20 protein-coding genes are annotated in these 21,793 nt (G+C 72.2%); 10 read left to right on the top strand and 10 right to left on the bottom strand.

Annotated features, from left to right (window positions below; all coding sequences use genetic code 11):
* Positions 1 to 42 precede the first annotated feature (42 nt).
* Positions 43 to 1,182, bottom strand: coding sequence for an iron uptake system protein EfeO (efeO, locus tag ACVHNB_RS31880; RefSeq protein ID WP_428955060.1), 1,140 nt, complete (start codon positions 1,180 to 1,182; stop codon positions 43 to 45).
* A gap of 209 nt (positions 1,183 to 1,391) precedes the next feature.
* Here efeO and ACVHNB_RS31875 point away from each other — a divergent pair, with 209 nt between their 5' ends.
* A complete protein-coding gene (locus tag ACVHNB_RS31875; protein ID WP_456228976.1) occupies positions 1,392 to 2,057 on the top strand; it encodes a PhzF family phenazine biosynthesis protein in 666 nt (221 codons plus the stop codon).
* Positions 2,058 to 2,115: 58 nt separating this feature from the next.
* On the opposite strand, the gene ACVHNB_RS31870 is transcribed toward ACVHNB_RS31875, so the two are convergent.
* Both ACVHNB_RS31870 and map read right to left on the bottom strand, forming a co-directional pair.
* Positions 2,116 to 2,766, bottom strand: coding sequence for a biliverdin-producing heme oxygenase (locus tag ACVHNB_RS31870; RefSeq protein ID WP_428955061.1), 651 nt, complete (start codon positions 2,764 to 2,766; stop codon positions 2,116 to 2,118).
* A gap of 191 nt (positions 2,767 to 2,957) precedes the next feature.
* A complete protein-coding gene (gene map, locus ACVHNB_RS31865) occupies positions 2,958 to 3,842 on the bottom strand; it encodes a type I methionyl aminopeptidase (protein WP_428955062.1) in 885 nt (294 codons plus the stop codon).
* A 58-nt stretch (positions 3,843 to 3,900) separates the two neighbouring features.
* On the opposite strand from map, the gene ACVHNB_RS31860 reads away from it, so the two are divergent.
* A complete protein-coding gene (locus ACVHNB_RS31860) occupies positions 3,901 to 4,134 on the top strand; it encodes a hypothetical protein (protein WP_428955063.1) in 234 nt (77 codons plus the stop codon).
* Positions 4,135 to 4,154: 20 nt separating this feature from the next.
* Here the strand turns inward: ACVHNB_RS31860 and ACVHNB_RS31855 are convergent, their stop codons facing one another.
* The gene (locus ACVHNB_RS31855; RefSeq protein WP_428955064.1) at positions 4,155 to 4,766 is read right to left on the bottom strand and encodes a hypothetical protein; all 612 of its coding nucleotides are present in this window, start codon (positions 4,764 to 4,766) and stop codon (positions 4,155 to 4,157) included.
* A 152-nt stretch (positions 4,767 to 4,918) separates the two neighbouring features.
* Between ACVHNB_RS31855 and ACVHNB_RS31850 the strand changes: the two genes are divergently transcribed.
* From ACVHNB_RS31850 to ACVHNB_RS31840, 3 genes are all read left to right on the top strand, one after another.
* Positions 4,919 to 6,040, top strand: a complete 1,122-nt coding sequence (locus ACVHNB_RS31850; RefSeq protein ID WP_456226429.1) for a sialidase family protein — start codon at positions 4,919 to 4,921, stop codon at positions 6,038 to 6,040.
* 13 nt (positions 6,041 to 6,053) lie between these two features.
* Entirely contained in the window at positions 6,054 to 6,758 is a 705-nt protein-coding gene (gene npdG / locus ACVHNB_RS31845) for an NADPH-dependent F420 reductase (RefSeq protein WP_428955066.1), read from the top strand.
* A gap of 108 nt (positions 6,759 to 6,866) precedes the next feature.
* Positions 6,867 to 7,061 carry a hypothetical protein gene (locus ACVHNB_RS31840; RefSeq protein WP_428955067.1) on the top strand — a complete coding sequence of 65 codons (195 nt, stop codon included), beginning with the start codon at positions 6,867 to 6,869 and terminating at the stop codon, positions 7,059 to 7,061.
* Here ACVHNB_RS31840 and ACVHNB_RS31835 read toward each other — a convergent pair.
* On the bottom strand, positions 7,048 to 7,851 hold the full coding sequence (locus tag ACVHNB_RS31835; RefSeq protein WP_428955068.1) for a site-2 protease family protein: 804 nt from the start codon (positions 7,849 to 7,851) through the stop codon (positions 7,048 to 7,050). The two genes, ACVHNB_RS31840 and ACVHNB_RS31835, sit on opposite strands and share 14 nt — an antisense overlap.
* Positions 7,852 to 8,009: 158 nt before the next feature.
* Between ACVHNB_RS31835 and ACVHNB_RS31830 the strand changes: the two genes are divergently transcribed.
* A complete protein-coding gene (locus ACVHNB_RS31830) occupies positions 8,010 to 11,318 on the top strand; it encodes a BTAD domain-containing putative transcriptional regulator (RefSeq protein ID WP_456226428.1) in 3,309 nt (1,102 codons plus the stop codon).
* 30 nt (positions 11,319 to 11,348) lie between these two features.
* Here ACVHNB_RS31830 and ACVHNB_RS31825 read toward each other — a convergent pair whose 3' ends face one another.
* The 3 genes from ACVHNB_RS31825 to panB all read right to left on the bottom strand — a co-directional run bounded on the left by ACVHNB_RS31825 (position 11,349) and on the right by panB (position 14,289).
* Entirely contained in the window at positions 11,349 to 12,191 is an 843-nt protein-coding gene (locus ACVHNB_RS31825) for an ABC transporter permease (protein WP_428955070.1), read from the bottom strand.
* Entirely contained in the window at positions 12,188 to 13,219 is a 1,032-nt protein-coding gene (locus ACVHNB_RS31820) for an ATP-binding cassette domain-containing protein (RefSeq protein WP_428955071.1), read from the bottom strand. The genes ACVHNB_RS31825 and ACVHNB_RS31820 overlap by 4 nt, the downstream gene beginning before the upstream one ends.
* 197 nt (positions 13,220 to 13,416) lie before the next feature.
* Entirely contained in the window at positions 13,417 to 14,289 is an 873-nt protein-coding gene (gene panB / locus ACVHNB_RS31815; RefSeq protein ID WP_456226427.1) for a 3-methyl-2-oxobutanoate hydroxymethyltransferase, read from the bottom strand.
* Between the two features lie 178 nt (positions 14,290 to 14,467).
* Between panB and ACVHNB_RS31810 the strand changes: the two genes are divergently transcribed.
* From ACVHNB_RS31810 to ACVHNB_RS31795, 4 genes are all read left to right on the top strand, one after another.
* A complete protein-coding gene (locus tag ACVHNB_RS31810; protein WP_456226426.1) occupies positions 14,468 to 16,063 on the top strand; it encodes an MFS transporter in 1,596 nt (531 codons plus the stop codon).
* 87 nt (positions 16,064 to 16,150) lie between these two features.
* On the top strand, positions 16,151 to 16,828 hold the full coding sequence (locus ACVHNB_RS31805) for a TetR/AcrR family transcriptional regulator (protein ID WP_428955074.1): 678 nt from the start codon (positions 16,151 to 16,153) through the stop codon (positions 16,826 to 16,828).
* Between the two features lie 197 nt (positions 16,829 to 17,025).
* Positions 17,026 to 18,045, top strand: a complete 1,020-nt coding sequence (locus tag ACVHNB_RS31800; RefSeq protein WP_456226425.1) for an endonuclease/exonuclease/phosphatase family protein — start codon at positions 17,026 to 17,028, stop codon at positions 18,043 to 18,045.
* Positions 18,046 to 18,172: 127 nt separating this feature from the next.
* Complete coding sequence (locus ACVHNB_RS31795; RefSeq protein ID WP_456226424.1) at positions 18,173 to 19,393, top strand: MFS transporter; 1,221 nt, start codon at positions 18,173 to 18,175, stop codon at positions 19,391 to 19,393.
* Positions 19,394 to 19,492: 99 nt separating this feature from the next.
* Here ACVHNB_RS31795 and ACVHNB_RS31790 read toward each other — a convergent pair whose 3' ends face one another.
* Positions 19,493 to 21,124 carry a multicopper oxidase family protein gene (locus ACVHNB_RS31790; protein WP_456226423.1) on the bottom strand — a complete coding sequence of 544 codons (1,632 nt, stop codon included), beginning with the start codon at positions 21,122 to 21,124 and terminating at the stop codon, positions 19,493 to 19,495.
* 148 nt (positions 21,125 to 21,272) lie between these two features.
* Positions 21,273 to 21,725, bottom strand: coding sequence for a DUF6153 family protein (locus ACVHNB_RS31785; protein ID WP_428955078.1), 453 nt, complete (start codon positions 21,723 to 21,725; stop codon positions 21,273 to 21,275).
* Between the last annotated feature and the right edge of the window lie 68 nt (positions 21,726 to 21,793).

Below are 21,793 nucleotides of genomic sequence, written 5' to 3'. Positions count from 1 at the left end.
ACGGGGTCCTCCGTGGTCGCTGGTTCTGCGTGCACGTATCGGCTACTTGACGACCGCGGCAGCGAGCTTCGACAGCGGCTCCGCGAGCGCGTTGACGGCGTCGGACAGCTCCTTCTGGTCCGCCTTGCCGACCTTGTCGTAGGAGGTGAAGTCGTAGGAGGTCTTGTCCTCGCGGTACTTGTCGAGCAGCGTGTCGAGCGCCGCGAACTGCTTGTCGAGCTCCTTGGTCAGCGCCGCGTCGTTCTCCGCGGCGACCGGCTTCAGCAGCTCGTAGGCCTTCTCGGCGCCCTCGACATTGGCCTTGAAGTCGACGAGGTCGGTGTGCGAGTAGCGCTCCTCCTCGCCGGTGACCTTGCCGGTGGCGACCTCGTCGAGCAGCTCCTTGGCGCCGTTGGCCATCGAGGTCGGGGTGATCTCGGCCTTGCCGACGCGCTGCTGCCAGTCCGCGAGGTCCTTGTCGAGCTGCGTGGCGAGCGACTTCTCCTCGGCGCCGATCTTCTTGTCCTGCCACAGCGCCTTCTCCAGGCGGTGCCAGCCGGTCCACTTCTGGCCCTCTTCGAGGCCGTCGGCGCGGGTGTCCGTCTTCGGGTCGATGTCGCCGAACGACTCGGCGACCGGCTCGGTGCGCTCCCAGCCGATGCGCGAGGGGGCGTACGCCTTCTTGGCGGCGTCCAGGTCGCCGGCGCGGACGGCGTCGGTGAAGGTCTTCGCCTTCGGCAGCGTCTCGTCGGCCTGCTCCTGCGCGTACTGGCGGTAGGCGGCGACGGCCTTGTCCAGGCGGGGGTCGCGCTTGGCGGCCTTGCCGCCGGTGACCTTGACGTCCTGGCGGTGGCCCTTGCCCTTCATGCCGGGGATGCAGGCGATCTGGTAGTCGCCGCTCTTCACCTCGGCGGTCAGGGTGTGCTTGGTGCCCGGACCGATGTTCTCGCGCTCGGAGACGATGCGGTCGTCGGGGAAGAGGATCTCGACCTCGGTCACCCGCGAGCCCTTGTTCTCGACGGCCAGCTCGACGTGCCCGGAGGGGAACTCGGTCTTCGATACCTTGCAGCTGTCGTCGGTGGCGGTCACCTTGATGGCGCCGGAGCCGCCCTTGGCGTCGCTCTTCTCGGTGCAGCCCGTGACGGCGGTCAGGGCCGCCACCGTGGCGACGGCGGTGGCGACGGAGAGACGGACGGCTCGCATGCGGGCTCCAAGGAAGTGCACAGCTTCTGCTAAGGCGGGCCTAACTTATATGAGGCTTGCCTTAGTGCTACCCGCCTGTTCCGTGATTCACCTCTCATACGAACCCGCTGGTCGCGGCCCGGATACAAGCGACCCTCGGGCGACCCAGGGAATGGTCAAAGGCTGGTCAAGCGACGGCCGTCGCGTGGTTCACTGCCCCTGTGAGGGACGTGAACGACTACGACGTACTGAATGTCTTCTGCGGGCCCGACGGCCGTCACGGCAACGAGCTCGGGGTCGTACGGGACGGCTCCCGTGTGCCCGGCCGGGAGGAACGACAGGCCTTCGCGGGCAAGTTGGGCTTCAGCGAGACGGTGTTCGTCGACGACCCCGAGCGCGGCGTCATCGACATCTACACGCCGACCCTGCGCCTCCCCTTCGCCGGGCACCCCTGTGTCGGCACCGCCTGGCTGCTCGACGTGCCCGAGCTGGTCGTGCCCGCGGGCGTCGTCGGGGCCCGCCTCGACGGCGAGTTCAGCTGGATCGAGGCGCGCCCCGAGTGGGCCCCGCCGCGCACCCTGCGCCAGTACGGCTCGGCGGCCGAGGTGGACGCGCTGCCGGTGCCGCCGGCGGGGGAGTGGATCTACGCCTGGGCCTGGGAGGACGAGGCCGCGGGCCGGGTCAGGGCCCGCGCCTTCCCCGGCCGGGACGACGGCATCACGGAGGACGAGGCGACCGGCGCGGCGGCGCTGCTGCTCACGGGACAGCTGGAGCGGGCGCTGAACATCAGGCAGGGCAAGGGCTCCCAGATCCTGACGGCACCACAGCCGGAGGGCTTGATCGAGGTGGGCGGCCGCGTGCGACTGGCACCGGCACCGTCGAGCCGGACCGCATGATCAGCCCCTCCGGCGATTGAGGAGCGGGGCCAGGGACGGAGCCCCGTGACGGTACGCGCTACGCGGCCGCGGAAAACTCCTCACCCAACGCCCGGAACACCCCCGTGTTCAAAGCGAAAGCGGCCTTGCACTCGGCGACGACCCGCTGCTTCTCCAGCTCGTCCACGGCGATGGCGTCGAGCAGCTCGCGATACCGTCGCTTGAACGCCGCCGGATTCCCGACCTGCTCGAACACGTAGAACCGCACCCCGTCACCCTTGCGCGCGAAGCCCCACGTCCGCTCCGCCTTGTCGCGGATGATCTGCCCGCCCGACAGGTCGCCCAGGTAGCGCGTGTAGTGGTGGGCCACGTAACCGGCCGGCCAGGACGCCGCGCACTCCTCGACCCGCGCCGCGTACGCCGCCGTCGCCGCGAGCGCCGACGCCTTCTCGCGCCAGTCCGGTCCCCGCAGGTGCGCCAGGTCGCGCTCCAGCTCGGGCACGCGCAGCAGCTCGGCCTGGATGAAGGGGCCCGCGACCGGGTCGTCCGCCAGCCGCTCTATGCCGCCTTCAAGTGCCTTGTAGACGAACCACAGTTGCTCCGTGTACCGCGCGTAGGCGTCCACGCCGAGACCGCCGCCGAGCAGGTCGCTCATGAACGTCGACGTCTCCGCCTCAGTGTGCTGCTCGTGCGAGGCGGTGCGGATCAAAGTGGAGAACGAGGTGTCCATGGGGCCTCCGCCGACGGTGTCTAGGTAGGTTAGCCTTACCTAAGATAGCAGGCTTCCCGACATCCTGTCGGTAAAAACGTACCCGGTTTTTCCCGATCGGGGGAACGCCGGACGGAACGTGGGACGGCAGAACGCGAAGAGCCCGCCCCGGAAGAGGGCGGGCTCGCGCGGTGCGGTGGTGCGCGGCGGGGCTACGGCAGGGTCAGGATCTCCGTGCCCGTGTCCGTGACCACCAGCGTGTGCTCGAACTGAGCCGTCCGCTTGCGGTCCTTGGTGACGACGGTCCAGCCGTCGTCCCACATGTCGTAGTCGTGGGTGCCGAGCGTCAGCATCGGCTCGATCGTGAACGTCATGCCGGGCTGGATCACGGTCGTCGCGTGCGGGCTGTCGTAGTGCGGGATGATCAGGCCGCTGTGGAACGACGAGTTGATGCCGTGCCCGGTGAAGTCCCGCACGACGCCGTACCCGAAGCGCTTGGCGTACGACTCGATGACGCGGCCGATGATGTTGATCTGGCGGCCCGGCTTGACGGCCTTGATCGCGCGGTTCAGCGACTCGCGGGTCCGCTCCACCAGCAGCCGCGACTCCTCGTCCACGTTCTCGGGGTCGCCCACCAGATACGTCGCGTTGTTGTCCCCGTGCACGCCGCCGATGTACGCCGTCACGTCCAGGTTGATGATGTCGCCGTCGCGCAGCACCGTGGAGTCCGGGATGCCGTGGCAGATGACCTCGTTGACGCTCGTGCACAGCGACTTGGGGAAGCCGCGGTAGCCGAGCGTGGAGGGGTAGGCGCCGTGGTCGCACATGTACTCGTGCGCGATGCGGTCCAGCTCGTCGGTGGTGACGCCGGGCGCGATCGCCTTCGCGGCCTCGGCCATCGCCCGCGCGGCGATCCGGCCCGCCACCCGCATCGCCTCGACCGTCTCCGGGGTCTGGACCTCCGGACCCTTGTACGGCGTCGGCGCGGGCTTGCCGACGTACTCGGGGCGCCGGATGTTCCCGGGCACGGAACGGGTGGGGGACAGTTCCCCCGGTACGAGGACGGTGGGTGACGACTGCGTCGACTGGCCAGACATGCCAGCGAGTGTAACGAGGCGCCGTGGGGGACCATGGCCCTGACGAGAGGAGTCGGCTGTGGCCCTGTTCAAGAAGCGGACCGTCGGAAAGCCGGGCGAGTGGTACTACTGCCTGGAGCACCAGAAGGTCGAGGAGGGACCCGAGTGTCCCGCCAAGGACCGGTTCGGGCCCTACACGTCCCGCGAGGAGGCGGAGCACGCGATGGCCACCGCCCGGGAGAAGAATCTCAAGTGGGAGAACGACCCGCGCTGGCACGACGCCGCGGCGCGGGGCGAGGACGACGACGGCTGAACCCGCTGCCGGGCCCGCTCTCACCAGCGGGCCGGCGGCGGCGCCGTCAGATGGTCCGCCAGGCGGGAGAGGCGGTCCCGGAAGGCGCGGCGGCTGCGCGGGGCCGGCACCGAGTTCTCCCCGGCCGCCGCGCTGACCAGGTGCTGCACCGTGTCGAGGTCGAGGTCGGTGTCGCCCGGCACGGTCAGCCCGTCGTGCGCCATGGCGTGCAGATCACCGTTGCCCGCGGGCCCGGCGTCGAGCGCGAGGACCGTCGCGCCGGCCCGGCGGGCGTCGTGCACCCGCTCCAGGAGCGGCGCGCCCACCGCGTCCGGCGTCACCACCAGCAGCGTCTCGCCGCGCCGCGCCGCCGCCAGCCGGCCGAGCCCGACCGACAGATGAGCCGGATCGTCGGGCCGCGCCGCGTGCCGCACCAGGGTCGGCGCCAGCTCGGGCGTCCCCGACCAGGCCGCCTCGTCCACCAGGTGCGCCGCCAGATGCCACGGCTCGTACTGCGCCGACCCCACCAGCAGCAGCCCGCCGCCGTGCGCGGCCACCGAGGAGCGCAGCGCCCCGGCGAAGCGACGGGTGGCGGCGGGCCACTCGGTCCCGGCGAGGACCTCGCGCAACAGAGCTACTCGTACGGCGTCCATGGGGTGGCATGGTGCCTCAAGCGGCCCCCGCGTTCGGACGGTTCGCGCGAAGACCGCCCGTACGGGTCGCCCCGCGGCGCCGTGGCGGCCGAACGGGCGGCCGGCTGCCCGGAGTTCACCCGGAGTTGGCTTCGGTGGGAACCATGGAGCGTATGCCCGACACAGGAGTGCGACCCGAGCCGCCAGAGACCTCCGTGCCGTTCCGCGCCGGACAGGACGGCTACGCCAGCTTCCGTATCCCCGCCGTCGTGCGGGCGCACGACGGCACGCTCCTCGCGTTCTGCGAGGGCCGAAGGGCCTCCCGCGAGGACTTCGGCGACATCGACCTCGTGCTGCGCCGCTCCCCGGACGGCGGCCGCACCTGGGGCCCCCTCCAGGTCGTCGTCGCCAACGGACGCGACCTGGCGGGCAATCCGGCCCCCGTCGCGCTCGCCTCCGGACGCGTCCTGCTCGTGCACGTCCGCAACGCGGCCGCCGCCACCGAGGACGCCGTCCGCCGCGGCCGGGTCACCGCCGCCGACGGGCGCCGCGTCTGGATCACCCACAGCGACGACACGGGACTGACCTGGGCCGCGGGCCGGGAGATCACCGCCGCGACGAAGAAGCCGGCCTGGCGCTGGTACGCCACCACCCCCGGGCACGCCCTGCTCACCCGCGAGGGCCGCGTCGTCGTGCCCGCCAACCACTCGTCCCCGCCCACCGGCACCGACAACGGCACCGAGGGCAAGTACAACGGCGGCCACAGCCTGCTCAGCGACGACGACGGCGCGACCTGGCGCATCGGCTACGTCGACGAAGGCGCGGGCGAGGCCGACGGCTACCTCAACCCCAACGAGACCACCGCCGCCCAACTCCCCGACGGCAGGATCTACTTCAACACCCGCAACGACTCCCCGGCCCCCGGCAACCGCGCCGACGCCCACTCCCTCGACGGCGGCGAGCGGCTGGAAAGACCGTTCCGGCCGCAGGCGGCCCTGACCGGCCCGGTGGTCCAGGGCAGCCTGCTGCACCTCGGCGACCCCGACGTGCTGCTCTTCTCCGGGCCCGCGGACCCGGGCTTCCGCGCCCTGATGACGATCCGCCGCAGCCTCGACGGCGGCGTCACCTGGAGCCCCGCCCACCCCGTCGACGGCCTGCCCGCCGCCTACTCCGACCTCGTCCGCGTCGACGACGCCACCGTCGGCCTGCTCTACGAGACCGGGAACTTCTCCGCGTACGAGACGATCACCTTCCGGAGGATCCCGGTGACGGCGCTCACCGGCTCGTACGGCTGAGTAAGGTCGCTGCATGACCTCTACTGAAAGCACCCAGAAGGCCCCGGCCAAGGACCCCTGGGACCTGCCCGACGTGTCCGGGCTCGTCGTCGGCGTGCTCGGCGGCACCGGACCGCAGGGCAAGGGCCTCGCCTACCGGTTCGCCCGGGCCGGCCAGAAGGTGATCATCGGCTCCCGTGCCGCCGAGCGCGCCCGGGCCGCCGCCGACGAGCTGGGCCAGGGCGTCGAGGGCGCCGACAACGCCGAGTGCGCGCGGCGCAGCGACATCGTGATCGTCGCCGTGCCCTGGGACGGGCACGGCGCGACCCTGGAGGCGCTGCGCGAGGACCTCGCCGGCAAGCTCGTCGTCGACTGCGTCAACCCGCTCGGCTTCGACAAGAAGGGCGCGTACGCGCTGAAGCCCGAGGAGGGCAGCGCCGCCGAGCAGGCCGCCGCCCTGCTGCCGGACTCCCGCGTCACGGCCGCCTTCCACCACCTGTCGGCCGTGCTGCTCGCCGACCCGGAGATCGACGAGATCGACACGGACGTGATGGTGCTGGGCGAGTCCCGCGCCGACACCGACCAGGTCCAGGCGCTGGCCGCCCGCATCCCCGGTATGCGCGGCGTCTTCGCGGGCCGCCTCAGGAACGCCCACCAGGTGGAGTCCCTGGTCGCGAACCTCATCTCCACCAACCGCCGCTACAAGGCACACGCGGGCCTGCGCGTAACGGACGTATAACGCCGATTCCTTACGCTTTCCGTACGTTCAGGGCGCCTTCATGCGTCAGCGGGGCATGGGGGACACTGGTCGGCGAACACCGAGCCGTGCCGTATTGGAGCCGACCCCATGCCCCGCATCGCACTCTTCGCCCTCGTCGTCTGCGTCCTCGCCGTCGCGGCCGCGGTGGTGTCCTTCGTCCAGGGCAGCTTCCTCGGCGTGGTCTGGGTCCTGATCGCGGGCATCACGTCGAACATGACGTGGTTCTACGTGCGCAAGGCCAGGGCCGAGAGGGAGAGCGCGGCCCCCACTAAGACTGCGTGAAGGTCGGGATCTCCGGGGTGCCCTGCCAGAACCGGTAGAAGCGCTGCCCCCAGTACGTGTCCCACTCGGTGACGCCCAGCGAGCGCAGCACCGCGTCGACCGCGTCGAAGAACCACCCGTTGACCTCGGGGATCCACAGCACGGCGAACACGGCGAGCAGACCGAACGGCGCGAACGGCTCGACCTGCCGCTTGATCTTGTAGGACAGCCACGGCTCGATCACGCCGTACCCGTCCAGGCCCGGCACCGGCAGGAAGTTCAGGATCGCGGCCGTCACCTGGAGCAGCGCCAGGAACCCGAGCGCGTAGCGGAACGTGTCCGGCACGCCGTCCAGCGCGTCCAGCCAGAACGGGGCCGTGCAGACGATCGCGAACAGCACATTGGTCAGCGGGCCCGCCGCCGAGATCAGGCTGTGCTTCCAGCGGCCCCGGATCCGGCCCCGCTCGATGAAGACCGCGCCACCGGGCAGACCGATACCGCCCATGATCACGAAGAGCACCGGCAGCACGATGCTGAGCAGCGCGTGCGTGTACTTCAGCGGGTTCAGGGTCAGATAGCCCTTCGCGCCGATCGAGATGTCGCCGCTGTGCAGGGCCGTGCGCGCGTGCGCGTACTCGTGCAGGCACAGCGAGACGATCCACGCCCCCGTCACGAACAGGAACACGGCGACGCCCGGCTGCGAGGCGAAGTCCGTCCACACCGCCCAGCCGGTCACGGCCGTGACCGCGACGATGCCGAGGAAGACGGGGCTGATCCGGCTCTCGCCGCGACGGGATGTGGCGGTGGTCATGGGGTGGAGCTCCCGGGGTCGCTGGTCTGTGGCGTCACTGAACGTACCCGCCCTGCGCGGGGAACGTGTCGCGGTACGGCGGGAGTTCCGCGAGCCCGCAGGCGGTGTTCCGGTGTACGTGCCCGCCTGGGCGTCCCCTGCCCGGGACAGCGGGGACAATGGGGCCCGTGCGCTACCGCATCCTCGGCACCACCCAGGCACTCCACGACGACGGCACGGCCGTCCCTGTCGGCGGGGCGCGGCTGCGCGCCCTGCTCACCGTGCTCGCGCTGCGCCCCGGCCGGGCCGTGCCCGCGGGCGTCCTCGTCGACGAGGTGTGGGGCGTCGAGCCGCCCGCCGACGCGCCGGGCGCCCTGCAGGCCCTCGTCGGGCGGCTGCGCCGGGCCCTGGGCCCCGACGCGATCGCCTCGGCCGACGGCGGGTACCGGCTCATGGCGACGGCCGACGCCGTCGACCTGTTCCGCTTCGAGCGGCTGACCGCCGACGGCGCCCGCGCCTTCGCCGACGGCAACCCCGCCAAAGCCGCCGACCTGCTCGACGACGCCCTCGCCCTGTGGCGCGGGCCCGCCCTCGCCGACCTGCCCGACCGCGCCGCCGACGCCGCCCGCTGGGACACCCGCCACCTGGACGCGCGCCGCACCCGGCTCGCCGCCCGGCTCGCGCTCGGCCTGGCCGAGGAGGCGCTGGCGGAGCTGACCGCCCTGTGCGACGCCCACCCGCTGGACGAGCCGCTCCAGGCGCTGCGGCTGCGGGCGCTGCGCGACACCGGCCGGGCCGCCGAGGCGCTGGCCGCGTACGAGGACATCCGCGTCGCCCTCGCGGACCGGCTCGGCACCGACCCCGGCCCCGAACTCCGCTCCCTCCACGCGGAGTTGCTGACACCCGCGGCTCCGGCCGTCCCGTCGCCGGCCTCCGCGGCCCCGACCCCGCCCGAGCCCGCGCCCCGCGTCGGCAACCTCCGCGCCCGCCTCACCTCCTTCGTGGGCCGCGGCAGCGACATCGACGCGATCCGGGCCGAGCTCGCACGCGTACGGCTCGTGACGCTGCTCGGCCCCGGCGGCGCGGGCAAGACCCGCCTGTCGCAGGAGGCCGCCGAGGGCCTGGCCGGCGCCGCCCCGGACGGGGTGTGGCTGGCCGAGCTCGCGCCCGTGAGCGACCCGGACGCCGTGCCGGAGGCCGTCGTCAGCGCGCTCGGGGCGCGCGAGACGGTACTGCGCGGCGCCGGCGCCGAGGAGCTGCGCGTGGCCGGCGAACGGCAGGGCGACGATCCGCTCGTCCGCCTCGTCGGACACTGCGCCGACCGCCGGATGCTGATCGTCCTCGACAACTGCGAGCACGTCATCGGGGCCGCCGCCGCCCTCACCGAGCACCTCCTGGCCCACTGCCCCGGCGTCACCGTGCTCGCCACCAGCCGCGAACCCCTCGGCGTGCCGGGGGAGCTGCTGTACCCGGTGGAGCCGCTGCCGGAGCCGTACGCGCTGCGCCTGTTCGGCGAGCGGGGCGCCGCCGTGCGGCCCGGGTTCCGCACCGACCGGGACGAGGAGACCGCGGCGGCCGCCGCCGAGATCTGCCGCCGCCTCGACGGCCTGCCGCTGGCCATCGAACTGGCCGCCGCCCGGCTGCGGATGCTCACCCCGCGCCAGATCGCGGACCGCCTCGACGACCGGTTCCGGCTGCTCACCTCCGGCGCCCGCACCGCGCTGCCCCGCCAGCAGACCCTGCGCGCCGTCGTCGACTGGTCCTGGGAACTGCTCGACGCCTCCGAGCGCGCCGCCCTCGCCCGGCTCTCCGCCTTCAGCGGCGGCTGCGACCTGGCCGCCGCCGAGGCCGTGTGCGGACCGGACGCCCTGGACCTGCTCGGCTCCCTCGTCGACAAGTCGCTGGTCGTCGCCGCGCCCGACGACGGCGACGAAGGGGCCATGCGCTACCGGCTCCTGGAGACCGTCGCCGAGTACGCGGGCGACCGGCTCGACGAGAGCGGCGACCGGGCCGCCGCCGAGCGCGCCCACCTCACGTACTTCCGCGAACTCGTCCGCACCACCGACCCGTTGCTGCGCGGCTCCGGGCAGCGCGCGGCCATCGCCCGGATCGAGCGCGACTACGAGAACGTGCGCACCGCCCTGCGGCACGCCCTCGCCGCCCGCGACGAGCAGGAGGCGATCAGCCTCGTGCTGTCGCTGTCCTGGTTCTGGCAGATGCGGGACCTGCGCCCCGACGCCCGTACCTGGACCCTGGAGACCACGGCGCTGCTCGGCCCCGACCCGTTCGCCGGCCCCGTGCGCCCGGCGCCGCCGCTGCTGCAGAGCTGCACCGACACTCCGCCGCCGCTCACCGGCGACCTCCTCGAGGAGGCCCGCCGCCAGGTCCACCTGTGCCGCCTCGGCTACATGGACATGGAGATGGACCGCTGGCGGTCCGCGGAGGGGCAGGCCCGGCTGCGCGCCATCGTCGACACCTACCGCCCCGACCTGCCGCAGGCCTGCCGGCCGCCCGGCAACATCTGGTACTTCGCGGTCCTGATGACCGGCGACATGACGCGGCTGCGCGAGCTCACCGACATCACCGTGCGCACCTGCCGCGCACTCGGCTACGAGTGGGAGCTGGCGCTCGTCCTCCAGCTGCGCGCCAACCTCCTGGCCAACACCGGCACGACGGCCGCCCAGGGCGTGATCGACGCCGACGAGGCCATCGACGTGTTCACCCGGCTCGGCGACGAATGGGGCGTCGCCGAGGCGCTGTCCGCGCGCGGTGAGGCCCACGAGAAGCTCGGCCGGTTCGCGGAGGCCGGGGCGGACTACCGGCGTGCCCGTGAGGTCGCCGAGAGCATGGGCGCCCACGCCCAGGCCGCGATCCTGCAGATCCGGCTCGGCCAGGTGTTCGTCGAGCAGGGCGAGGGCGAGAAGGGCGAGCGGCTGCTGCGCGAGACCCTCGACACGTCCCGCCGGCACACGAACGAGGCCCGGCCCGCCGCCCGGATGTTCCTCGTCGGCCGCCTCGCCGCCACCGGCCGCACCGCCGAGGCGCGGGAGCATCTCGCGCAGCTGCGCGCGGAGTTCAACGTCACGGACATCATGTTCTTCAACGGCATGGCCGTCGGCATGGAAGGCATCCTCGACGCCGTCGACGGGGACGGCGAGTCCGCCCTGGCCCGCGCGCGGGAGGCGCTCGAAGTGGCCTCCGACCCGCTGGCCGCGCTGATCATGCCGCATCTGACGGCGCTGCACCTGCTCACCGCGGCCCAGGGGCTCGTGCTGCGCGCCGCGGACGGCGACGCCGTGCTGGCCGCGCGGCTGATCGGCTCCTCCGACGCGTCACTGCCCCCGCAGCACGTGCGCGGCATCATGGAACGCGAGTGGCGCGAGAAGGCGGAGGCGGCCGTGCGCGCGGTGCTCGGCGACGCGGCGTACGAGCGGGAACACGCCGAGGGCGGCGGCCTCTCCCTGGAGGAGGCCACCGCCCTGCTGTGACGCGGACCGGCTGGGAACCCGTACCGGGCGTCAGCTCTTCTTCGTGAACTTGCGGATCGCGACCGGCGCCATGACCACGGTCAGTCCCACGGTCCAGGCGAGCGTCACCCACAGGCCGTGGGCGACCGGGTACTGGCCGCCCACCATCAGGCCGCGGGCCGCGTCCGCGAGGCCGGACATCGGGTTGTACTCGGTGAAGTTCTGCAGCCAGCCCGGCATCGACTGCGGCGGCGCGAAGATGGACGAGCCGAACTGCAGCGGCATCATCACCAGGAAGCCCATCGCCTGTACGGACTGGGCGTTCTTCATGGTCACACCGAGGACCAGGAAGATCCACATGATGGCGGAACCGAACAGTGCGGCGAGCCCGACCGAGGCGAACAAGCCTCCCCAGCGGCCGTTGATGTCGAAGCCCACGAGGACCGCGACGATCATCAGGACCGTGGTGGCCACCAGCAGGCGGAGCAGCTCCACCGAGATCTTGGCGATCAGGACGGAGGCCCGTCCGATGGGCAGGGACCGGAAGCGGTCCATGATGCCCTTGTTGAAGTCCTCGTTGAAGCCGGTGCCGACGCCCTGCGCGATGTTCATGCTCATCATCGCGACCATGCCGGGGATGACGTACTGCACGTACGCGTCCTGGCCGCCGCCGAGGGCCTGGCCGATCGAGCCGCCGAAGACGTACACGAACAGCAGCGTGAAGACGACCGGCATCAGCACGGCGTCGAACATCGACTCCGGGTCCTGCTTGATCCACAGCAGGTTGCGGCGGAAGAGCGCGCCGGTGTGGCGCAGGTGGCCGCGCAGTCCGATGCGGGGATCGGCGTCCACGTGGATGGTGGAGGCCGGTGACGTGAGGGTGGTGGCACTCATACGGCGGCCTCCTCGAGTTCGGGGCGGGCGTCCTGCGGGGCACTGGCCTTCTGGCCGGTGATGGACAGGAACACCTCGTCCAGGCTGGGCAGTTCGGTGGTGATGGAGCCGATCGTGATGCCGCGCGCGGTGACCGCGCCGACGACGGCGGTGAGCTGTTCGTCGCTGAGGATCGGCACGAGGACGGTGCCGGACTCGGGGTCGACGGTGGAGGTGGCGAGGCCGGTCAGACCCATGTCGTCGAGGGCGCTCGCCAGCGGGCGCAGCTCCAGCGGGTCGGCCGGGCGGATGCGCAGGGTGCGGCCGCCGACCTTCGCCTTGAGCTCCTCGATGCCGCCGCCCGCGATGACCTGGCCGCGGTCGATCACGGTCAGCTCGGAGGCGAGCTGCTCGGCCTCCTCCATGTACTGGGTGGTGAGCAGCACGGTCACGCCGTCCCGCACCATCCGCTTGACCTCGTCCCACACCTCGTTACGGGTCCGGGGGTCGAGGCCGGTCGTCGGCTCGTCCAGGTAGAGGACGTGCGGGCGGCCGATCATCGACGCCGCGAGGTCGAGGCGCCTGCGCATGCCGCCGGAGTACGTCTTCGCGGCCCGGGTCGCGGCATCGGTGAGCGAGAACCGCTCGAGCAGGGCGTCGGCGCGGGCCCGCGACTCCTTGCCGGACAGGTCGAGCAGCCGCCCGATCATGTACAGGTTCTCGCGGCCGGAGAGCTTCTCGTCGACCGAGGCGTACTGGCCGGTGAGGCCTATCACGCGGCGCAGCTGGCGCGGCTGCTTCACCGCGTCGTAGCCGGCCACGATCGCCGTGCCGGCGTCGGGGGTGATCAGGGTGGACAGGCAGCGCACGAGGGTGGTCTTGCCGGCGCCGTTCGGACCGAGGACACCCATGACGGTGCCCTCGTGCACATCCAGGTCCACGCCGTCCAGGGCCTTGGTCTCGCCGTAGTGCTTGACCAGTCCCCGCACGGACACGGCCACCGGACGGCCGTCCATGCTGTTGTCGGGGGTCTTGTCGATTCGCGTCATGACGAACAAGGTGCCAGCCGCCACCGACAACTCACCGACAGATCGCCGACAAACGCTCTGTCGATGACCTGTCGCCGATCTATCGGTAAGTCGGCGACTGTCGGTACCGCACCCGGGAACGGCCGCGGCCCGTCGACGGGGGAAGATCGACGGGCCGCGTTGGTGCCGCTATGGCTCGATGGGGGCAGGTGCCGGACTCAGTGGACGGAGTGCTCCTCCAGAGGGAACGTTCCGCCGATCACGTCCTCCGCAAACGCCTTCGCCGCGTCGGACATGACAGAACGCAGATTCGCGTACTGCTTGACGAACCGCGGCATCTTGCCGCCGGTCAGCCCGAGCGCGTCCGTCCAGACCAGGACCTGCGCGTCCGTGTCCGGGCCCGCGCCGATGCCGACCGTCGGGATGTGCAGGACGCGGGTGACCTCGGCGGCCAGCTCCGCCGGTACCAGCTCCAGGACGACGGCGAACGCCCCCGCGTCCTGGACCGCCTTCGCGTCGCGCAGCAGCTGCTGCGCCGCCTCCTCGCCGCGCCCCTGCACCCGGTAGCCCTGGGTGTTGACGGACTGCGGGGTCAGGCCGATGTGGGCCATGACCGGGATGCCGGAGTCCACGAGCAGCTTGATCTGCTCGTGGGAGCGCTCGCCGCCCTCCAGCTTGACCGCGCCGACGCCCGCCTCCTTCACCAGCTGCATCGCCGAGCGCAGCGCCTGCACCGGGCCCTCCTGGTACGAGCCGAAGGGCAGGTCGCCGACGATCAGCGCGCGGCTGGTGCCGCGGACGACCGCGGCCGAGAGCATGGTGAGCTGGTCCAGGGTGACCGGGACCGTGGTGTCGTAGCCCAGGTGGCAGTTGCCCGCCGAGTCGCCGACCAGCATCACGGGGATGCCGGACTCGTCGAAGACCGAGGCCGTCATCGCGTCGTAGGCGGTCAGCATCGGCCACTTCTCGCCCCGCTCCTTGGCGAGGCCGATGTCGCGGACGGTGATGCGGCGGGTGCCCTTGCCTCCGTACAGCGCCTTGGGGTTGCTGCTGTCGGTGGCCGGCTTCTGGGCAGCCTGAAGTTGCGTCATCGCAACGGCTCCTTCACTTCGTCTCGAGGCGCCCTGACGGCGTCCCCGGATCGTCTCCATGGTGGCACCGCGTGCCGCTCCCGCGCCAGGCCCCCCGCTGCGTAAAGCCCGAGTAAGGGTTTGTCCTCGACTTTCAATACGAGACGGTCCCGTATCGAAATGGGGCTAGGGTCGTCCCATGACCAGTCCTGCCGTCCCCGCGGGCCCCCGGATACCGGAGGCCGTGCATCGCCGTCGCTGGGCGATCCTCGGCGTCCTCATGCTGAGCCTGCTGATCGTCGTCCTCGACAACTCCATCCTGAACGTCGCGATCAAGACGATCTCGACGCCCGCACCCACCGGTCTCGGCGCCACCCAGAGCGAGCTCGAGTGGGCGATCAACGCCTACACCCTCGTCTTCGCGGGCCTGCTGTTCACCGCCGGCCTGCTCGGCGACCGCATCGGCCGCAAGAAGGTCCTCATCGGGGGCCTCGTCGTCTTCGGCATCGGATCCGCGCTCGCCGCCGAGTCCGGCTCGCCGGTCCAGCTCATCGCGTTCCGCGCGGTGATGGGCCTCGGCGCCGCCTTCGTCATGCCGGCCACGCTCGCCGTGCTCATGAACGTCTTCGAGCGCGAGGAGCAGCCCAAGGCCATCGGCATCTGGGCGGGCGGCGTCGGTCTCGCCATCGCGATCGGCCCGATCACCGGCGGCCTGCTCCTCGACCACTTCTGGTGGGGCTCGGTCTTCCTGGTCAACGTGCCGATCGTGATCCTCGCCGTCGTGCTGATGCTCGCGCTCGTGCCCGACTCCAAGGACCCGAAGCCGGGCCGGATCGACCTCGTCGGTGTGGTCCTGTCCGTCGTCGGACTCGTGCTGCTGGTCTACGGGATCATCAAGGGCGGCGACGAGGGCGACTTCACCAGCCCGCAGGTCCTGTCCACCATCATCGCGGGACTCGTCGTCCTCGTCGGGTTCGTCGTCCACGAGAAGCGCAGCGACCACCCGTCGATCGACATCGACTACTTCAAGAACAAGGTGTTCTCGGCCGCCATCGCCGCCATCGCGCTGGTCTTCTTCGCGCTGATGGGTGTCACGTTCTTCTCCGTCTTCTACACGCAGAGCGTGCGCGGGTACTCGCCGCTGCAGACCGGCGCCCTGATGCTGCCGCTCGCCGTGGCCCAGCTGATCTTCGCGCCGCGCGCCCGCATCGTCGTCGAGAAGATCGGCGTACGGGCCACGACCACCGGCGGACTCGTGCTGCTCGCGGGCATGCTGGCCGCCTTCACCGCGCTCGACGCGGACACCCCGATCTGGCTCCTGGAAGTCGTCTTCTTCCTCATGGGCACCGGCATGGCGCACGTCATGACGCCGACCAGCGTCGTGATCATGCAGGCGCTGCCGCGCGAGAAGGCCGGTTCGGCGTCCGCGCTCAGCAACACGTTCCGGCAGGTCGGCGGCGCGCTCGGCATCGCCGTCCTCGGCTCCGTGCTCTCCACCGCCTACCGCAACGGCATCGAGGACAAGCTCGGGCTGCTCCCGGCCGGTCTGCGCGACACCGCGGGCGCCTCCATCGAGGCCACGCTCGGTGTCGCCGAGAAGCTCGGGCCGCGGGCCCAGGGGCTGGTCGGCGCGGCCAACGACTCGTTCCTGCACGCCATGCACGTCACCGCCCTGTGGGGCGCGGCCGTCGCCCTGGCCAGCGCCGTCGTCACGGCCCTGTTCCTGCCGGGCAGGACCCCGGCCGCGCCCGCCGGCCGGCCGGGCGAGCCGGAGAAGATCGGCGCGGGCCGCTGACCCGCGCACCGGACGGACAGCCGCACGGCGCTGAGACAATCGCCCCGGAACCTGGCGGACCGCCAGGTTCCGGGGCTGTGGCGGAAGGTGGAAGGCGTGGGCACGGAACGGGTCGAGCGGCAGGCGCGACGGCACGCGGGCCCGGGCGCACCGGCGTCGCCGCCCGCCTGCGGGACCCCCGCCCGGGGCCGTCCCCGCAGTGAGGCGGTGGAGCAGGCCATCGTCGAGGGCGTCGTCAAGCTCCTGGAGGACGGCGTCCCGCTCGCGGAGCTGTCCATCGAGCGGATCGCCCGTACCGCCGGCGTCGGCAAGGCCACCATCTACCGGCGCTGGAGCGGCAAGGAGGAACTGTTCGTCGACGTCCTGCGCTGCATCGAGGCCCCGGACCCGGAACTGCCCGGCACGTCCATGCGCGACGACCTGGTCTGCCTGCTGGAGCACCTGCGCCGACGCGGCCTGAGCATGCGCAGATCGGTGCTGCTGCACAACGTCTTCGCCCAGATGAAGACCCTGCCCAAGCTCTGGGACGCGTACCACGAGATCGTCATCGACCCGCGCCGGCGCGTCATGCACGACGTGCTGCGGCGCGGCGTCGCCGACGGGGAACTGCCCGCCGGCACCGACATCGAGCTCGCCGGCGACCTCGTCACCGGACCCATGCTGCTGCGCAGCATCCTGCGCACCGACACGCCCCTCGACGACGATCTCGCCGCCCGGATCGTCGACCTCGCGCTCAGCGGACTGCGGCCCGCGGCCGACGGGTGAATGTGCGCGTTTCGTCACAGGACACCCGTCAAAGTGCCCGGTCCGGAACTCCGGACGCCGCCCCGCACGTCCTCGTGGCCGTACGGACGTCAGGGATCCGCCGGACCGCGGGCCCTGACGGGACGGAAAGCCGCTGATCATCGCCTAGTGTTTTCGGGCGAGGACGGCGGGCACGGCAGAGTTGAGGCGACGACGGTATGGCGCAGGCGTACAGCAGTGGAGACGGCGACGGATCCGGGCAGTCCGGACCGGGTCCCCGGATCCGGCGCCTGGGCCGCAGGCTCCGGCACGACCGCGGGCTGTGGCGCCGCGGCATCGTTCTCGCGGTTCTCGCGGTGCTGCTCGCGCTCGTCATGCTGCTGCACGCGCAGATCCCCAACACCATCGGCAACCTCGGCTCCCTGACCGAGACGTTCCTGCCGTGGCTGGGTGTGTTCATCCCGGTGCTGCTGGTCCTCGCCCTCGTCCGGAAGTCGGCGACCGCCCTGGTCGCGGTGCTGGTCCCGGCCATCGTCTGGCTCAACGTCTTCGGCGGGCTGCTCACCGACAAGCAGAGCGGCGGCGGCGACCTGACCGTCGCCACCCACAACGTGAACGCCGACAACCCCGACCCGGTCGGCACCGCCAAGGACGTCGCCGCGTCCGGCGCACAGGTCCTCGCCCTGGAGGAGCTGACGACCGAGGCGCTGCCGACCTACGAGAAGGCGCTCGCGAGCGCCTACCCGTACCACTCGGTCCAGGGCACCGTCGGACTGTGGAGCAAGTACCCGCTCTCGAACACCCGGTCCGTCGACATCAAGCTGGGCTGGACCCGGGCCATGCGCTCCACCGTCGCGACGCCCGAGGGCAACGTCGCCGTCTACGTGGCGCACATGCCCTCGGTGCGCGTGAAGCTCGACTCCGGGTTCACCGCCAGCCAGCGCGACAAGAGCGCGAACGCGCTGGGCGAGGCCATCGCCGACGAACCGCTCGGCAAGGTCGTCCTGCTCGGCGACCTCAACGGCACCATGAACGACCGCGCCCTGAACGCCGTCACGTCCCAGATGCGCTCCACCCAGGGCGCCGCGGGCAGCGGCTTCGGCTTCAGCTGGCCGGCCGCGTTCCCGATGGCGCGCATCGACCAGATCATGGTCAGGGGCGTGGAGCCGGTGTCGTCGTGGTCGCTGCCCGAGACCGGCAGCGACCATCTGCCGATCGCGGCCCGCGTGTCCCTGTGACGACTGTCTCCCCGGAGTTCACGAGGATGTGACCTCCCGGAACACTGGGTGCGGGAGGCTTTGTTCCGTACGTAAACTTACGTACGCGCCTCGCTCTCCTGCACCCACTTTCTTTGGACGATCCTTCATGCCCCTCGCCCTGCTCGCCCTCGCCGTGGGCGCCTTCGGCATCGGCACGACCGAGTTCGTGATGATGGGCCTGCTGCCCGACGTCGCGGACGACCTGCACATCTCGATCCCCACCGCCGGACACCTCGTCTCCGCGTACGCGCTCGGCGTCGTCATCGGCGCCCCGCTGCTCGCCGCGGCCACCGCGCGCAAGCCGCGCCGCCGGGTCCTGATCGGCCTGATGGTGCTCTTCGTCGTCGGCAACGCGGTGTCGGCCGTGGCCCCCGACTACCACTGGCTGATGGCCGCCCGCTTCGTCAGCGGTCTGCCGCACGGCGCCTTCTTCGGCGTCGGCGCCGTCGTCGCCACCTCCCTGGTGGCGCCCGAGCGCAAGGCCCGCTCCGTGTCGCTGATGTTCCTCGGCCTGACCGTCGCCAACATCGTCGGCGTGCCCGTCGCCACCGCCATGGGGCAGCACCTCGGCTGGCGCGCCACGTTCCTCGCCGTCAGCGCGATCGGCCTCGCCGCGATCGCGTCCCTCGCGGCACTCGTCCCCGCCGACCACGGACACGGCTCGGCCGTGGGCATCCGCAGCGAGCTCCGGGCGCTCGGCTCGGTGCCGGTGTGGCTCGCGCTCGGTACGACCGTCGCCGGGTTCGGCGCCCTCTTCTCGGCCTACAGCTACATCACCCCGATGCTCACCGACGCCGCCGGGTTCGCCGAGGGCAGCGTGACGCTGCTGCTCGCCCTGTTCGGCGTGGGCGCCACGATCGGCAACCTGCTCGGCGGCCGCCTCGCCGACCACTCGCTGCGCGGCACCCTGTTCGGCGGCCTGACGTCGCTGGGCGTGGTCCTCGCCCTCTTCCCGCTGCTGATGCGCGCGGAGTGGAGCGCGGCGCTCGCCGTGCTGCTGCTCGGGACGGCGGCCTTCACGACCGGCTCGCCACTGCAGCTGATGGTGATGGAGAAGGCGTCCGCCGCCCCGTCGCTGGCCTCGTCCGCGAACCAGGGAGCGTTCAACCTGGCCAACGCCGGCGGCGCCTGGATCGGCGGCCTCGCCCTCGCCGCCGGCTTCGGCGTGACGTCCCCGGCCGTGACCGGCGCGGCCCTGGCCGTCCTCGGTCTCGGCGTGGCCGCGCTCGCGTACGGCGTGGACCGGCGCCGCGGCACGACGGCCTCCGGCCCGGGACGCCTCGTCGCCACGCACGTCCCGAGCGAGACGGAGCCGGCCCGGCAGTAGCGAGCCTGCGCCGGGAAGGTCCCGTGCCGGGGCCGGGCGGCCCGCCCGGCCCCGGCACAACAGGGCCGGGTCAGGCCGCCCGGGGCGGTGCCGCCCGGGTCAGCGGCGGTATCCCAGGACCGTCATCATCCCCGCCTCCGCGTGGTAGACGTTGTGGCAGTGGATCATCCACAGGCCCGGGTTGTCCGCGTCGAAGTCCACCGTCAGCGTCCCGTTCGGCAGGACGATCGCCGTGTCCTTGCGGGGGCCGCCCGCCACGTTCGCCAGGGCGAACGTGTGGCCGTGCAGATGGACCGGGTGCCACATCGAGGTCGAGTTGGCGAAGACCAGACGGACCCGCTCGCCCGCGCGGACCGGATGACGCCGGTCCGCCGCATAGGGCTTCTTGTCGAAGGCCCAGTCGTACCTCGCCATGCCCCCGGTCAGCTGGAGCCTGATCGTGCGGTCCGGCTCGCGGGACGACAGGGCCACCGAGGCGTCCGCCCGGAGCATTTCGGCGGTCAGCAGCCGCCCGTCCAGCTCCTTGGGCCGGACCGTCGCCGAGGGCGCCGCCCCCGCCCCCGTACGCAGCACCGCGAGCGCCGAGGCCTTCTTGCCCTCCGCCAGCGCCGTCAGCGGGAAGACACCGTCGCCCGCCGTGACCAGGACGTCGTACCGCTCGCCCATGCCGAGCAGCAGCGCGTCCGTCTTCGCGTGCCGCACCGGGAAGCCGTCCGTGTGCGTCACCGTCATCTCGTGGCCGCCCAGCGCGACCCGGAAGGCCGTGTCCCCGCCCGCGTTGACGATCCGCAGGCGGATGCGGTCGCCCGGGCGGGCCGTGAAGGAGGAAGGGGCCTTCGCCGTACGCCCGTTGACCACATAGTGCGGGTACGCCACGTCGCCCGCGTCGCCGCCGAGCAGATCGCTCCGCGCGCCCATCATCATCCGGGACGGGCCGGAGGCCGACGGCGCGGGCGTACCGGACGACTCCGTCATCGCCATGCCGCGCATCCCCGACATGTCGTGGCCGGAGTGGCCGGAGTCTCCCGAGCCGCCCGAGTGGTCCATGCCGCCGCGGAGTTCGGCCAGCACCGCGTCCGGGGTCGAGCCGGCCACCCCGTCGACCCAGTCGTCGAGGACGATCACCCACTCCTTGTCGTACGCGAGGGGCTCCTTCGGGTCGTCCACGATCAGCGGCGCGTACAGCCCGCGGTCCTGCTGCGTGCCGGAGTGCGGGTGGAACCAGTACGTGCCCGCGTGCGGCACCGCGAAGCGGTACGTGAAGTCGGCCCCGGGGGCGACGGACTTCTGGGTGAGACCGGGCACGCCGTCCATGTCGTTGCGCACGGCGAGGCCGTGCCAGTGCAGGGACGTGGGCTGCGGGAGGTGGTTGGCGAGGGTCACGGCGAGCGTGTCCCCGGCGGTCACCCGGATCTCCTTGCCGGGCAGGTCGCCCCCGTACGACCAGGACCTGACCGTGCGGTCGCCCAGGTCCAGCGGGGTCGCGGCGGCCGTCAGCCGGACCGAGCGGACCGGGCCTCGGCCGCGCCTCCGCTCCGCGGCCGCGACCTCCTTACCCGCCGGGTCGACGTATCCCTCGGGCGTGGCGCCGCCCGAGCCGTGGCCGCCGTGCCCGGAGCCGGAACCGGAACCGGAACAGGCGGCCAGAACTCCCGTGCCGGCCGCGGCGATCGATGCGCCGAGCAGGGTCCGGCGGGACGGCGGGCCGGGCAGGTGACGTGTGTCGCGCATGGCTGAGTTGCACCTCGATGTCGGTGTCGTGCGTGCTGCGTGCAGTGGGCGAACTCATCTGCTGCTTCTGATACACCGCTCGGCCTGATCAGGTTCCACTCGGACCCGCCGGGATGTCCGGGCAGCGCGAAGCAGCCGGTGCGCAGGCCTAAATGCGCAGCACCGACAGCCGGGACAAGAGGGCGCGCGGCGGGGGAGGGTGCGGTCGGTGGGCGAACGCCAGGCCCCGCACGACCGGCCGCACCGGGCCCCGCGCCCGCACCGCCCGCAGCACCGTCGCCGCCGTCAGCAACAGCAGCGTGAACGACCCGAGCACGGCGAGGCACACGCTCAGCGGATCCATACCGCTGCCGGCGGGGGACCGGTGCTCATGCGCGGCGACGGGCGCCCCGGCGTGCGTCATCGCCGAAGCGTTCGCCGGAGCGGTCGTCGTCGAAGCAGCCATCGCCGGACCGGTCATGGCCGGAGCATTCATGGCCGAGGCGGGCATCGCCGCATGCTCCGACGGATGCCCCAGCGTGTGCATCCCCACGATCCCCAGGAGCAGCGCCACGAACAGCAGCAGCTGTCCCCGGCCCGTGCCGCCCCTCGTCGTAGCCATGGGCCGCACCCTACCCCCACCCGGTATGGGAAGACATGCGGGGGTCGCACCCTCCGCCGATCATGAGC

The organism is Streptomyces sp. YJ-C3 (assembly GCF_053891275.1).
This window is presented reverse-complemented; position numbering and strand designations above follow the sequence as displayed.

Excerpts from the sequence above, each read along its gene's own strand:
- efeO (WP_428955060.1), bottom strand. The coding sequence starts at position 1,182 with ATGCGAGCCGTCCGTCTCTCCGTCGCCACCGCCGTCGCCACGGTGGCG.
- ACVHNB_RS31870 (WP_428955061.1), bottom strand. The coding sequence starts at position 2,766 with ATGGACACCTCGTTCTCCACTTTGATCCGCACCGCCTCGCACGAGCAG.
- map (WP_428955062.1), bottom strand. The coding sequence starts at position 3,842 with ATGTCTGGCCAGTCGACGCAGTCGTCACCCACCGTCCTCGTACCGGGG.
- ACVHNB_RS31855 (WP_428955064.1), bottom strand. The coding sequence starts at position 4,766 with ATGGACGCCGTACGAGTAGCTCTGTTGCGCGAGGTCCTCGCCGGGACC.
- ACVHNB_RS31850 (WP_456226429.1), top strand. The coding sequence starts at position 4,919 with ATGCCCGACACAGGAGTGCGACCCGAGCCGCCAGAGACCTCCGTGCCG.
- npdG (WP_428955066.1), top strand. The coding sequence starts at position 6,054 with ATGACCTCTACTGAAAGCACCCAGAAGGCCCCGGCCAAGGACCCCTGG.
- ACVHNB_RS31840 (WP_428955067.1), top strand. The coding sequence starts at position 6,867 with ATGCCCCGCATCGCACTCTTCGCCCTCGTCGTCTGCGTCCTCGCCGTC.
- ACVHNB_RS31835 (WP_428955068.1), bottom strand. The coding sequence starts at position 7,851 with ATGACCACCGCCACATCCCGTCGCGGCGAGAGCCGGATCAGCCCCGTC.
- ACVHNB_RS31830 (WP_456226428.1), top strand. The coding sequence starts at position 8,010 with ATGGGGCCCGTGCGCTACCGCATCCTCGGCACCACCCAGGCACTCCAC.
- ACVHNB_RS31825 (WP_428955070.1), bottom strand. The coding sequence starts at position 12,191 with ATGAGTGCCACCACCCTCACGTCACCGGCCTCCACCATCCACGTGGAC.
- ACVHNB_RS31820 (WP_428955071.1), bottom strand. The coding sequence starts at position 13,219 with ATGACGCGAATCGACAAGACCCCCGACAACAGCATGGACGGCCGTCCG.
- panB (WP_456226427.1), bottom strand. The coding sequence starts at position 14,289 with ATGACGCAACTTCAGGCTGCCCAGAAGCCGGCCACCGACAGCAGCAAC.
- ACVHNB_RS31810 (WP_456226426.1), top strand. The coding sequence starts at position 14,468 with ATGACCAGTCCTGCCGTCCCCGCGGGCCCCCGGATACCGGAGGCCGTG.
- ACVHNB_RS31800 (WP_456226425.1), top strand. The coding sequence starts at position 17,026 with ATGGCGCAGGCGTACAGCAGTGGAGACGGCGACGGATCCGGGCAGTCC.
- ACVHNB_RS31795 (WP_456226424.1), top strand. The coding sequence starts at position 18,173 with ATGCCCCTCGCCCTGCTCGCCCTCGCCGTGGGCGCCTTCGGCATCGGC.
- ACVHNB_RS31790 (WP_456226423.1), bottom strand. The coding sequence starts at position 21,124 with ATGCGCGACACACGTCACCTGCCCGGCCCGCCGTCCCGCCGGACCCTG.
- ACVHNB_RS31785 (WP_428955078.1), bottom strand. The coding sequence starts at position 21,725 with ATGGCTACGACGAGGGGCGGCACGGGCCGGGGACAGCTGCTGCTGTTC.